The organism is Chitinivorax sp. B, assembly GCF_005503445.1.
In the GTDB taxonomy this organism is placed as follows: Bacteria; Pseudomonadota; Gammaproteobacteria; order Burkholderiales; family SCOH01; genus Chitinivorax.
This window is the reverse complement of sequence record NZ_SCOH01000031.1, coordinates 14,566-28,035: the sequence shown is the minus strand read 5'-3', so window position 1 is coordinate 28,035 and position 13,470 is coordinate 14,566. Positions and strand designations below refer to the sequence as shown.

At 52.8% G+C, this 13,470-nt stretch carries 11 protein-coding genes; 1 reads left to right on the top strand and 10 read right to left on the bottom strand.

The window, feature by feature from the left end; genetic code table 11:
- Positions 1-206: 206 nt before the first annotated feature.
- The 4 genes from FFS57_RS17425 to FFS57_RS17410 form a co-directional block, all read right to left on the bottom strand.
- Positions 207-1,625: a PA domain-containing protein gene (locus FFS57_RS17425; RefSeq protein ID WP_137939096.1), complete on the bottom strand. Its 1,419-nt coding sequence runs from the start codon at positions 1,623-1,625 to the stop codon at positions 207-209.
- Positions 1,615-2,043: a post-PEP-CTERM-1 domain-containing protein gene (locus FFS57_RS17420; RefSeq protein ID WP_137939095.1), complete on the bottom strand. Its 429-nt coding sequence runs from the start codon at positions 2,041-2,043 to the stop codon at positions 1,615-1,617. Before FFS57_RS17420 ends, FFS57_RS17425 begins: the two co-directional genes overlap by 11 nt.
- A gap of 107 nt (positions 2,044-2,150) precedes the next feature.
- Positions 2,151-2,843, bottom strand: coding sequence for a choice-of-anchor J domain-containing protein (locus FFS57_RS17415; RefSeq protein WP_137939094.1), 693 nt, complete (start codon positions 2,841-2,843; stop codon positions 2,151-2,153).
- Positions 2,844-3,183: 340 nt separating this feature from the next.
- Positions 3,184-4,509, bottom strand: coding sequence for a phytase (locus FFS57_RS17410; RefSeq protein ID WP_137939093.1), 1,326 nt, complete (start codon positions 4,507-4,509; stop codon positions 3,184-3,186).
- A gap of 411 nt (positions 4,510-4,920) precedes the next feature.
- Here FFS57_RS17410 and FFS57_RS17400 point away from each other — a divergent pair, with 411 nt between their 5' ends.
- Positions 4,921-7,299 carry a zinc-dependent metalloprotease family protein gene (locus FFS57_RS17400; RefSeq protein WP_171014033.1) on the top strand — a complete coding sequence of 793 codons (2,379 nt, stop codon included), beginning with the start codon at positions 4,921-4,923 and terminating at the stop codon, positions 7,297-7,299.
- 79 nt (positions 7,300-7,378) lie between these two features.
- Here the strand turns inward: FFS57_RS17400 and FFS57_RS17395 are convergent, their stop codons facing one another.
- From FFS57_RS17395 to prfB, 6 genes are all read right to left on the bottom strand, one after another.
- A complete protein-coding gene (locus tag FFS57_RS17395; protein ID WP_137939090.1) occupies positions 7,379-8,593 on the bottom strand; it encodes a hypothetical protein in 1,215 nt (404 codons plus the stop codon).
- Between the two features lie 894 nt (positions 8,594-9,487).
- On the bottom strand, positions 9,488-9,712 hold the full coding sequence (locus tag FFS57_RS17390; protein ID WP_137939089.1) for a transposase: 225 nt from the start codon (positions 9,710-9,712) through the stop codon (positions 9,488-9,490).
- Positions 9,709-9,888, bottom strand: a complete 180-nt coding sequence (locus FFS57_RS17385; protein ID WP_137939088.1) for a hypothetical protein — start codon at positions 9,886-9,888, stop codon at positions 9,709-9,711. Before FFS57_RS17385 ends, FFS57_RS17390 begins: the two co-directional genes overlap by 4 nt.
- Positions 9,889-10,116: 228 nt before the next feature.
- Positions 10,117-11,625, bottom strand: a complete 1,509-nt coding sequence (gene lysS, locus FFS57_RS17380) for a lysine--tRNA ligase (protein ID WP_137939087.1) — start codon at positions 11,623-11,625, stop codon at positions 10,117-10,119.
- Between the two features lie 86 nt (positions 11,626-11,711).
- Positions 11,712-12,173, bottom strand: a complete 462-nt coding sequence (locus FFS57_RS17375) for an Ivy family c-type lysozyme inhibitor (protein WP_137939086.1) — start codon at positions 12,171-12,173, stop codon at positions 11,712-11,714.
- Positions 12,174-12,276: 103 nt separating this feature from the next.
- Positions 12,277-13,381, bottom strand: a protein-coding gene (gene prfB, locus FFS57_RS17370) for a peptide chain release factor 2 (protein WP_137939085.1) whose coding sequence is annotated in 2 segments (ribosomal slippage) — positions 12,277-13,299 and positions 13,301-13,381 — 1,104 coding nt in all. Because the reading frame shifts where the segments join, the coding sequence is not laid out codon by codon here.
- Between the last annotated feature and the right edge of the window lie 89 nt (positions 13,382-13,470).

The following is a 13,470-nucleotide window of genomic DNA, read 5'->3' as shown; positions in this document are numbered from 1 at the left end:
ATTTGAACTTAATAGGTAGGTGTTGATTTGATTTGTTCTAAACCCATTATGTTTTTGGGTTGATGTGTTAATTATTTACATCCGAAATTAATGATGTTAATTGGCGTAATCAAGGCTGCGTTGCATATTTGCCCGCAATTGGACATGCTGTTGTTGATTGAGCAACACTTTGGTGCAGCATATGCACCAAAGTGTCGTAGGCTGACTTACCAGCCCAGATCGCGCAATAACGGGAACGTCAGGTCATGCGGTGCATCCAGATTACGTTTCACGCTTTCAGTGTTGAACGGTTCCATTAGCAAATCCGGGCTCGCACTGGTATCAAAGTGCGAAACAGACGAACCTGGCTGGTAAGGATTGGGAGCAAACATCAGCAGGCGGCCAGCTTCGTCACTACCAGCACGTTGTGTGGCACTGATCCCGAGTGCGGCATAAATCCCACTGCGATTACGTGAACGTTGCTTGAGTGCCAATTTCAACTTCTCGCCGTCATCTTTCGTAATGCGGACTGCCGGAATGGTCACGGTGGGATCCGATCCACCCAGTCCGGGTGGTGGCGATCCGGCGGCATTGTCGGCAACCAGCACGCCCACAGCGCCTGCCAGTTGAGCATTTTTCACCTTGATGTTGAACGAGCACGTGCCACGGTCAACCAGGGCAATCTTGCCGCGAATTGCCGACGCATTATTGGCGGTCAGCGGGTCGCACGCCAGGCCACGGCCATCGGTTTGATCGACGACGGGCATGACTTCTGCTGAGGTGCCTGCTGCAGTAATCTGCGGGCCAAAGCTGGCAGTACCGATCTGGTAAGTGCCAATGACCGAGGCCAGGCCGCTGATGCGCAGTTCGGGCGCGCCTTGCAGGACGCGTGGTGCGGCTTGAGTCACATTCTGACCGCGCCAGATCAGCTTACGTGAATTGACGCCGGAGGCAACGCGTTCTGCATCGGTCATCTCTACCCAGCTCTTTTGCGCTGTCAGATCGTACAAGTGGTAGTCCCACATGGAGGGAATGCCATTGTAACGACGGCCAGTCTGGCCATTGGTCAGGTTCGAAAAACCCAGACCATGGCCAAATTCATGCAGCAATACACCGACCAGATCGGTCAGGTGGCCATGCTGGCCATCCAGTCCCAGGTAAAAGCCACCGCCTTCCAGGCAGTTTTCCTTGCCCAGATTGGAGTTGAAACGGGCACGGATAACCGGTTCGCCTTCAAAATCGTCAGCCTCCAGCAACTTATTGGCCAGTGCACCGTGATACCAGGTATTGGTTCGTGGAGCACCGGCAAAGTCGCGGTTCACCATCAGCGGCCCGGCACTGCCAAGCGTGGCACTGTCTTTTTCGCAGGCCAACGGGTCAAAGTTGGATTTGATACGAATTGGCACGGCGCTGTCCAGCTGCCGTCCCCAGATGTTGGCGGCGTATTGGAACGCGTTCAGCCGTTGTTGACCAAGCGTCAAGCCATTATTGCCACCAATAGGCTGTACTGGTGTCGGGTCATTGAAGCCTTCACCGGGCTCATCGGCATTGACGACGATGATTTCCGCTGCTGCCTGGGCGATCAACGGCATGGCGCCCAATATCAAGGCCAGCGTAACATTTCGGGTCAACTGTTTAACGTTCATGGCTGTGTTCCTTTTGCGTTTGGGCGGTAGGGGCGTTTTTCAACAGACTTTCGGCGGCTTCCTGGCCTTCTACGCAATGCATGTCGACAGAGCCATCCGCCTTGCGAACGGCGACGGAATAGTTCATCTGGTCTTCGGTCACCATCATGGCAACGCCGCCACTACGAGTACGTTTCATTTGTGGCTGGGCAACAGGTGCGGCCATCGGTTGGGCGCGTACCGCACGTTTGACGCGATTGGTGTTGGCCAATTCATCATGTTCTGGCTCGCGCAGCTGGCCAGTGACGGGGTCGCGATACACTTTCATTTCAACTTGGGTGTGGTCTGCAACTGGGGTTGTGTCTGTGGCATGGGCGCAACCAATGGCCAGCAAGGTGGCCAGCAACATACCTGCACGATGGATGAGACGGGTTTTCATCACGAAATCCTTTATCAAATCGACGGCAACAGTCTGCCTGCTGTGGCATCGAGACGATGCACAGGTAGCTCGACGCGCCGGTCGAGAAATTCGTTAACGATTGAGAATCAAGTACGGCGGCGCACGGAGGCCATCAGACCGAACAATCCCAGGCCCAGGCAGGCCAGTGAGGATGGTGTCGGGACGACGCTGACGTTATCCAGCCCAATGTAATTGCCATTGCTGCCGTTGATACCGGTATCGGTCACCCAATAACGGAAACCTAGGCGAGCATCGGTCAGCCCCTTCAGGTCGGGAATGACTACGCTGAACATTTGCCAGTCAGTTGGAAATCCATCAGGGACAAGGTTCGGATTGACCGAGGACAATAGCAGGCTGAAATCACCCAGACTATCGGTGGCATTGCCAACCTGGCTGGTATTACCATTTTTGCTGAGGCGGATTTCCAGTCGATCTGCATTGAGGGAGCCTGCTTCTGTGCGTGTCAGGAACGAGAGGGTTTCGCCACCGCGCAGCGATAAAGTGGGGCTGAGCAACCAATTGCTGATGGTACCAAGCATACTGTTGGTGCTGGTCAAGTTGGCTGCAATATAGGAATTGGCGGCACCGTCTTTGGCGCCGAAAATGCCCTCGTTACCTTGGAACCATGTAGAGCCCGCATCGGTACTGTTATTGATGAAAGACCAGCCAGCGCCAGGCAGGGATGTGATGTTGTCAAAGCCTTCGATCAGCGGCGTTGCACTTGCGGTGCCAGCCAAAGCGAATAATACGAATGCTGACAAGGTACGAATAGCCTTCATTACCTCTCCTTGAATTATTGTTTGTGTGAAATCGGACATGCGATCATCTGCAATCCGTTTCATATGTTAACAACATTTAATTCATTAATGACAGTAAATGTAAACAAATGTGATGGTTTCAAATTGAATGCACCATCGCGGTGCAATTGACTGGCGATCACTTCTATATTTGATATTCGGTATGTTGTAATGCGAAAAAGAGAATTACGCGTTGTGACTGATGTTTCACTATTCCGGTGCCACAAATTGGTGCATTGCACTACAAATTTGCGACTGAAAAAGTGACGTTCAGGCTGAAGGGGACTATTCAGTCCCCTCAGGGTGACGGCTTGGTGAACAGTTAATCCAAATTCAGCGCATCAGTCAGCTGTTGTATCGGTAGCAACTTGAAGTTGGTGTTTTCTCGAGGTTTACCCTTGTCATTAAGTACGACGGGTGTGTTGTCTCCATCGTGTACTACCAGCAATCCATCGGGAAAGTCGAGCCCTAATGCAGCGGTACTAACCGCTGCGCCATCACAGCGTTGTACGCTGTCAGATCGATGCCCATCGGTGATGGTGAACCGTCCTTTGGCTTTCAAGTTGCCACTGTCCTTGATGCGATAAGCCATAAAGCTGCTGTCCCCCTGGCTGGAGGCGAGCAGGTAGGTATCATCATCATGCTGTTGACGTAGCAAAGTCAGGCCTTCTACATCTGCAGCCAGATGATGGCCGCCAAAGCCACGATCTTGATCCAGGCGATAGGTGCAGTTGTATTCTTCTTCCTCTGTATCCCAGATGCGGTCGTAGGGCACACCAAAGGTTTTCACCTTATCCAGCAACGTTGGTTTGCCAACATGTTTCAAGGGAATTCCCCAAATTCCAACGGTCTCCTGTGCCGCATAAAGCATGCCTTGCTGGCTATCCAGCACCATGCCCTCAATTTGTGCCGATTCGCCATCATTACCCAGGCATGGTGACCATGTGTGATGATCCGGTAACGTGAATCGACCGGGCAGGAGGATACGCTCATGCAACCGGTAGCTGACTGTGTCATCCGGCAGCGCAATCAGCACCAGCTTGGCAAGCCGGGACTGGTTGCGTTGGCTGGCAATAGCGATTGGTTGACCTTGCAACCATCCTGTTGCCAGTCCATAAGCGGTCTGTTGCTGGTTGACTTCATGTTGGCTTTGGCTGAAGACCCAAGGCACGTGTGGCGAGGTGATATCGGTCAAGGGCTGTGTGCCACGGTGCTTGTAGCCCGGGTTGATGCGATAGATACGCAGCTTGTCTGATCCGCGATCAGTCACGATCGCCAGATCTACTATCCGACCGTTCAGTTCGAACTGCGGCAGGATGTCCACATTATTGAAACGGCCTGGTTTATCGCCTGGATTGGGCGCGATGGGCGTGGCAACCCGCTGTAACGTTTTGCCGTGTAGATCAAACACGGTCAGCCCGCCTTCCTTCAAGGTACCAATGACAAAGCTCTCTGCTGACCGATCCGGGTGAGCCCAGATTGCGGGGTCATCGGCGTTGGCTTTGCCGCCTGCCTTGTCATCAAAATTGGCTTCGGTTTCAAAACGTGCCATCAGTCTCACGATTGATTGATCCCCTGCAATGGTGGTTGGCTGATGCAACAGCAAGGCGATACCGGCCAGCCAACTCAGTAAGGGTTGTTTCTCCATTTTTCCTCTCCTGGCGATTGAAGATTGGCGAGACAAATACTGCAAGATCGCAGTGATTGTTTTGCCTCAATTTCAGGCTAGGTGACATTAATGACAAGGTAATGACGGTCTGGCATGGATTACCCGTAAATAGTCTATGATTTGTATATAAATATGTTCAATTAATGATGTGGTTGAGCGCGTGCTGGATGTCATCGCCACCCAGTGTTCCATATGGATGTAAAAATGGCATGTAGGGTTGGATGGAGGTTGTGGATGTGGCGGTGGAGGGATGGGTGCAATAGCTGATGCTGTCTAATATTAACTAAATTGAATATTCTAATGTGCTATTGTATGATGTTGTGTTAATCCGCTCTACGCTAGGCGTGGCGCGCCAATGCATGATTTGGAGTCGCAAGGAGGCTTCACCCGATGTTGCGTTTGATCAAAACTGAACAGCCCCAATCCCGTCCGGTTTCGATGGCTTCTGCCATTGCAGTTGCCCTGGCTACCATGGCATTGATTGCTTGTGGCGGAGGCGGTGGTGGCGGTGGTGGTACCCCATCGTCAACACCATCACCCACGCCAACGCCCAACCCGACACCCACACCGACGCCTACGCCAACACCCACTCCAACTGGCAATGCGCCTGTTGTGACCGCTGCATCCATTCAATCACCACAGCCGGGCGAACTGGTTACCTTGACGGGCAGCAATCTGAATCGGGTGATTGAACTGACAGTAGGTGGGCGTAGCGTCACGTTGGAAAAAATGGTTGATGCGAACAATGCGATTGCATTGCGCTTCAGCATGCCATCTTTGCTGCAGGCAACCGGTACCGTTGTTGAAATTACGGCAGTGCTCGACGACGGTGGCAGAGTGACGCTGACTGGCAGTGTAAACCCGAGCCTGTCACCGGTTTGGTGCCCGGTGACACTGGTTGCACCCTCGGGCGGTATTATCCAATCCGGCGCAACTACCAATATGATTGGCCAATGCCTGAGCAAGTTGGCGGCCATTCGCTGGAATGGGGTGGATTATGTGCCGACGATCACGGATGATAACCATTTGTCTGTTGTGATCAATACAGCACAGGCGGGTAGTGGCGCGCTACAGCTGGTAACCAAGAGTGGTACGGTGTTGATTGGCCCGACCGTTCAACTTCAAACCGACAAGACATCGAATCTGACAGTCAATCTGTCGTTGGGGCAAACCAGCATCATGGCTTCGAACAGCCTATACCTGGCATTGATTCCAAACAAACCCTTCATGCTGATTGCGCGTGTGGGTACAACCAATGCGACGTTGCTGCTGCAATCCACGGTATGGGTAGATGGGCTTGATACCAATGGGAATGTGGTGTTCACCAGCCCCTTGAGCGGAAACAATACCTACCCCTTCGTCACCGGGGCGATTGATGAGCAAACCAACAATTACACCGCTGTGATTGCCAAGGAAAACGTCGGCAAGTTCAAAACCTTGCGCGTCACCGCGATGGACCCTTCCAACAACAAGGTGGCGCAGGCTTCAATACAGCCTGTAACCAGTTTGAAGACACGCATGAAAGTGCATCTGGTCCCGATTCAGCGTGGTGCGGGTGGTACGCCGGCGCCATTGCAGAGTGTGACTATGGTGAAAGACGTGCTGGAAACCATGTACCCGATCTCGGATGTGCAGGTCGTTGCACATACCCCCATGATCACGAATTACGCCGAGGCGCCCAATGCCAACAGTGATCTGGTGGAAGTGAACAAATTGCATCTGGCGGAAAATGCCGGCAAATATGAATTCTATTTTGGCGTGTCGCCTGACTGGGGTTCGCAAGGTCTGGGATATGTGCCTGGCCATGCATCAGTCGGGGCACGTACCTGGAGCGATGATGCAACCAAGGATACGGATTTTGGTCATGCCGATTCCGAGTATGCGGCAGACTTGATCGCACATGAAGTTGGGCACAATTTCGGTCGCCATCATACTTTTGAAGATTCGGGCTACCCATATGCGGGCGGCGCGCAAATGGGTGCCTATTCCGGCATCAATCTACTTAAAGGTACTTTCAAGAATCGGTATGCGGCCAGTGACTATAAGGATGTGATGTCCTATAGCTATCCGAAATGGATTTCTGACTACACCACTGACGGCATTCGTCGACATGGTGAGCAGAATGGTTTGGTTGACCCCTCAGCACTGACGAAGACCGCCATGGCAAACCTTGAACGCAGTGCGGCTACCACAGTGTCTGTCGTGCACTACCTGATTGGCAGTCAACGGGCTGGGGCTCAATTTTCGCTGGATTCGGTAGTGGGTCAGGCATTGGCGGTAACGTTGCCTGCTACGGTGAGCGAGACCGCCTTCCGTTCCATGTCCAACAATGGGTACTGGATACGGGCGGTGGATCAGGCTGGTCAGGCATTCTGGCTGAAACCTGTGATTGCCGAGGTGGCAGATCATGCGGTGAAGCAGGAGTCCGTCACCTTCAAACTGAAGGCGGATGTGAAGCTCAGCAAGGTCGAACTGTATTACAGCGGAAACCTGCTCAAGCAATGGGCAAAACCGGTAACGGTACAAGCCACTGCCGAATTGGGTGTACAAGTGACCGAAAAGGCGGGCAAGGCAAGCTTCACATGGCCGAAAGGACGAGGCCTGACCGTAGTGCACGTGGCAGCCAATGGGCGTCGCACAGCCTTGGCGATGTCTGTCGTGGATGGCAAGATTGTGCTTAGCACTCAGGCACTGCAAGCTGGTGGGTATTGGGAACTGAGTTTGTCAGATGGACCGTTGTCGCAAACGATCTCTCGTATTTCGCGCTGACACGGCTGGTCTGGCACCATCATTTGGCAAGGGCAGCGCTGGCTGCCCTTGTTTGTTCCTGCCATACCGTGCCAGCAGGTCAGAACCAATAGCCAAAGCTGAATTGCACGCCTTTGGAATGGGGTGCGCGTAGATAGGCCAACCCACCCCGCATGGAGGATGCCCTGGCATTGGGTGAGCGTTTGCTGCCAATGGTCACGCCAATTTCATCCTGGTTCCTGTTATACAACTTGGTGCCGGTATAGCGGGTATCGATCAGATAATATTCGATGGTCACAGGTTGGTAATCAAAAGTCATGCTGGTTTTTTGTTCAGCCAGTATTCCATTCCGGAAAACTGTGTTGCGGATGCCAGGGTTGTAGGATGTATCCCCCACTTTGACTTTCAGGGTGGAATAAAAGCCCACCATGTTGCCGATCGTGATTCCCCAATTATCGGCCCGTATCAGGTATGAACTCATGACGGTCAAGCCCGCAATACCAGCCCCCGAGCCCAGATCTTTCGAGCCGGTCGCACGCAGACTGCCATTCATGCCGATGAACCAGTTATCAGAGACCGGTTGTCGATAGGCCACCTGCAGGCCAGCATCATAGGCTTTGGCGCCTTCAACCTCGGTTTGTCCCAGATTCAGTGCTGCCACCAATTCGTGCCCCGGCTTGTCAAAACGCTTGGTGTAAGAGAAGGGAAGGGTGGTATTGCTGCTGTCGATGTCACGCGGGTTTAGTACACTTTGATTCACCATCCGACTGTAACTGACACCTAGCCCAATCAGGGTGGACCGATTGCGGCTGCCGTTGTCCAGCTCACTGACAGTGAGCAGCCCAGTGCTGAAATCCTGCTGAACACTGCGTGATACCAGGCTGTTCGGGTTACCTGCGACAGGATCAACGGCGGAGGCACGCACCAACTGCTTCTGCAAGCGCTCCAGCAGTTCGGGATTCTTTTTCAGATAGTCCTTGAATTGGGATTGGCTGTCATCGCGTGTGGCACCTTGAAACTGCTGGTCGATACCCAATTCGGGAATCTGGAATGTCAGCAAGGTGCTGTTGGTTTGTGGATATGCCAACTGCACGCCAACACCGCGAAAATCCAGCTGCATCTGCACCGTTTCGATTCCGGAATAGCTGGGTTGCAGCGCTTGTATACCCTGATCGCGCAACGCATCGGCTGCATCATCGACGGTACGAAAACTGCGGTTGACCGTGGTGCCACCTACGGTCGCAGTCAGGTCGAAGACATCTGCCCTGACAGGTAATGCCAGCAAATACAGCATGAACAACAGCGAGACTCTCATCACAGCCTCCTCTGAAGGGATATGTACGGGAATGCAGGGAAGATGGTTTTAATATCTGTAGCAATGTGTCTGATGGCCAATTGCTGCGCTTGGCTGCTTTCTATCTTAGACGGGCAAGTGCCGGGTTGCATAGTTGTTGTTGGTTTGATTTTTGATACTTATCAATGCCTTATGTTCTAATTTTCAGTGTTGAATTCGAATGAATGCAACAGTCGGGCCAAATGATATCGATCACTGGGTTGCTAGGTGAGATGTTGAAGGATGCCGCGAAAAACCGCCCAATTTGCCTGATTCCAGACAAGATACGAGCAAGGCGTTTTCGGCCAAAGATGAAGCGAAGCAAGGCAGATTGACTGCCTTTTTCATTGTGTCCCTGAGCAAATACCGACACAGCGATGAATGACGGCATGTGCGTCATGCATATCCTGTCATGCCAAGCCCCGGGCAAGAGAACCTGTCATATCAGCCATAATGCGTTATTGCGGATATGGTTTGTTAATTAATATTGACTTATCCTGATGCACGTATGATTTTGACAATATCTTGCCGCCTTCCGGACAATATCAACCAGCAGCAAAACAGGCATCTGCAATCCACCGCCCGTTTCCGTGACTTTGGTTACACATGACCGAAGCCAAGTGCATCTGTTTAACGGTTGGTCGAGGCGTTTTACTTCCTGCTTCATTCAGCTATCCATCCCCAACCCGCATGTAGTGGTCTAATCCCAGCAGACACCTCGATAGGGCATTATTTATCCTAACGAGGAAATAACATGACGTCTAAACGCACTGAATATGATGCCAGCTTTAAGCTGGAAGTCGCCCGCATGGTGGTCGAGCTCGGCGCGGCAATCAGGCTGGCATTGACAATCGTGCCTTGTTTCAGAAACAAACCTTATGCATCCAGCTGCTGCTTGATCAAGCCGAATAGCTCGCCCGCGAGTTGGTTCGCTTCCAGCAGGTGACGAAAGCGTAAAATCGAGCTTTCGTCCGGAATATGGGTCAGCTCGACCCGGCAAAATTGACGCAGCACTGCGATCTCGTAAAGTGCATCTTCCATCCCGGGGGCGGAATAGTTGTAGGCGATCTGGGCCACATGGATACGCAGCGTGCAGGTCAAATCCCAGGGCTATTGGCCTCGCAGCTTGCTGGGTGAATAGTGGGGGCAATCAGCGCGACCATTTGAGGGCAAGGTAGCAGTGCATCCCGCCGGGTCAGAAACAGCTCACGCCGTGTCTTTTTCTTTTTGCCTGCGTACTCGATGTCGCTGAAACTCAGTTGACCCGATGCTTGCATGGTAGAGCGCTCTCGAAGGGCGGGAGGCTGCTAGTTTCGGGAGGTTGCTAGTTTAACGAAAACTGGATTCGTGCAGAGCTGCCTAAACACAGCCTATTCCATGTATGAAAAAGAAAAGCCCCGACTTAAAGTCGGGGCTTTCTTAAAATGAGCACGGGTTTTTTCACCTAAATGCTCAAAATTTACACAACCTCTGCAAACCTACATATGGCTGAACAGGTTTGGATTCTATTCGGGGCGCATTTGCGGGAACAGAATAACGTCACGAATTGAAGGTGCATCGGTCAGCAACATGACCAGGCGGTCGATACCGATACCGCAGCCGCCGGCAGGCGGCATGCCGTGTTCCAGTGCGCGGATGTAATCAGCGTCGTAATGCATGGCTTCGTCGTCACCGGCGTCTTTCTGGCGAACTTGTTCCAGGAAGCGCTCAGCTTGATCTTCCGGATCATTCAATTCCGAGAAGCCATTGGCCAGCTCGCGACCCAGTACGAATAATTCAAAGCGCTCGGTAATGCCTTTGTGCTGGTCGGATTCACGTGCCAGCGGGGAAATTTCGATTGGATAATCGATGATGTAGGTTGGCTCCCATAGCTTTTCTTCGGTGGTTTCTTCAAATAGCGAGAATTGCAGGCCGGATATGCCGTCAGTCATCACCAGCTTGCCGCCTAGGCGTTCGATTTCTTCCTTGAGCCAAGCGCGGTCGTTAAGTTGTGCTTCGGTATATTGCGGGTTGTACCTCAGGATGGCTTCAGTCACTGTCAGGCGTGCAAATGGCTTGGACAGATCCACCACCTTACCCTGGCATTCGACGACGGCGTGGCCGTGTACGGCGCGTGCACATTCTCGAATCACGGTTTCGGTGAGCTCCATCATGCGCTTGTAATCAGCGTAAGCTTCATAGAACTCCATCATGGTGAACTCGGGATTATGACGGGTGCTCATCCCCTCGTTACGGAAATTGCGGTTGATTTCGAACACGCGTTCCATGCCGCCAACCACCAGTCGTTTCAGATACAGTTCCGGTGCAATGCGCAGGAACAATTGCATGTCCAGTGCATTATGATGTGTGGTGAAAGGCTTGGCCGCTGCACCACCGGGGATGGGGTGCATCATCGGGGTTTCGACTTCCAGATAACCTTCGTTGACCATGACTTCTCGCACGCGTTGGATGATCTTGGAGCGTTTGATGAAGGTGTCGCGGCTCTGTTCGTTGGAGATCAGGTCCAGATAACGCTGGCGATACTTCTGTTCCTGATCGGTCATGCCGTGGAATTTTTCAGGCAACGGGCGCAATGCCTTGGCCAGCAGGCGGATTTCGGTTACCAGTACGGTCAGTTCCCCGGTACGGGTTTTCATCAGGGTGCCACGTGCGGCCAGAATATCGCCCAAGTCCCAGTGCTTGAATGCGCCGTGGGCTTCTTCGCCAGCGGAATCGTTAGCGACGTACAGCTGGATACGAGCGGAACCATCTTGCAGGGTGGCAAAGCTGGCTTTACCCATCACCCGTTTCAACATCATGCGACCAGCGACCGATACTTCGATCTTGTCAGCTTCCAGCGCTTCTTTTTCTACACCAGCGTATTTGGCATGCAGATCAGCAGCCAGATGTTCGCGTTTGAAGTCGTTGGGGAAGGCTACGCCCTGTTTGCGGATTTCCGTCAACTTGGCACGGCGTTCGGCGATGAGTTGATTTTCGTCTTGATGCGGTGCACCTGCTTCAATGTTCTCGTTCATATGTTTACCTTGTTGCAGCCCGATCCAGGCGGGCAAAGTGTGTGAAGGTCAGTTGTTGTGGCATGTTTGCCTCAGGTGGTGAACCCTCAGTTTTTAAGTTCACGATCCAGTTCAGTTGTCAGCAATTGACGGATCGTATCGTCCGGTTTGCCATACCAGGTCAACTCTGGCTCAACGGAGCGTGCTACCGGTGTGTCATCAGGCAGTTTGGCCCAAACCCCCCAGGCTTGACGTTTTGCCACGTCGAATAGAACCAGTACCCGATTATTGCCGCAATCGTGTTGTTTGCAGCTATTGGCCAGTTCGTAGTGGTGGCCTTGATAGGCAAGCTGTGTGCTGGGGCTCGAAGGGCCGCTGGCCTGCTTGATCCAGGTCGGCGCATTGCTGCCAGCAAGCATGGCTTGCCAAGCTTGTTTGTAGCCCGGTTTTTTGATCAGGCTGAATAGATAATCGCCTTCGGCTCGCTTCGGTAATGCGGTGTTGCCAGCCAGGCTGGGTAGCGACAAGGTCATTCCCGTCAACAACACAATGGCAATGTATTTGAGCATGTGGGTCGATCCTTAGTGATCAGCGCTGATGTTGGCCGGCGCATTGACCGGCACGGGTCTTCCGATGAAGCATCAAATGCTGCCGGTCAGCCTCAAGGCCTGGTTACACGCCTTGTTTCAGACTGGCTTCGATGAAGATGTCCAGATCACCATCCATGACACCTTTGACGTTACCCACTTCTACGTTGGTGCGCAGATCTTTGACGCGGGATTGGTCGAAGACATATGAACGGATCTGATGGCCCCAGCCGATATCGGATTTACTGTCTTCGAGTGCCTGTTTGGCTTCGTTGCGTTTGCGCAATTCCAGTTCATAAAGCTTGGCACGCAACATGCTCATGGCCTCATCGCGGTTGCGGTGTTGCGAACGGTCATTTTGGCATTGCACGACGATGCCAGACGGCATGTGGGTGATACGTACCGCCGAGTCGGTCTTGTTAATGTGCTGACCACCCGCACCTGAGGCACGGAAAGTGTCGGTTCGCAAATCTGCCGGATTGATTTCGATTTCGAAACTGTCGTCAACTTCGGGATATACGAACACGCTGGAGAACGATGTATGGCGACGTGCATTGGAGTCGAACGGTGATACGCGAACCAGGCGGTGAACGCCCACTTCGGTGCGTAACAGGCCGTATGCATACTCACCAGAGATTTTCAGTGTAGCGCTGGAGATGCCGGCCACTTCACCCTCGGACTCTTCCAGAACTTCGACCTTGAACCCCTTGCGCTCACTGTATCGCAGATACATGCGCTCCAGCATGCCTGCCCAGTCTTGCGCCTCAGTACCACCGGCACCGGCTTTGATGTCGATGAAGCAGTTGTTCGGATCCATCGGGTCGTTGAACATTCGGCGGAATTCCAGATCGGCTACCCGCTTTTCAATGTCGGCGGCATCAGCTTCGACAGCCATGACCGTGTCCCAGTCTTCTTCCGATTTACCCATTTCAAACAGCTCCAGACTGTCGGCAATGGCGCCGGCAACGCTATCGATGGTGTTGACTACACCCTCAAGCAGCTTGCGTTCTTTGCCCAGTTCCTGTGCTTTTTTGGGATCACTCCAGATACTGGCGTCTTCCGTCAGGCGGGTAACTTCTTCAAGTCGGTCTTTTTTCTGATCGTAGTCAAAGATACCTCCGCAGCTCATCGTTTCGAGCAGCGAGGTCTTGTAGCGAGTTGACGATCTGATTGAGGCGTTCTGCTTCCATGTCCGGCAATCCTTGTACGGGCGTGTTGCGCCAGTTCATTAACTGAAAACCGGAAATTGTACCAGAATCGAGGGGTTGCGGGCTGCTGT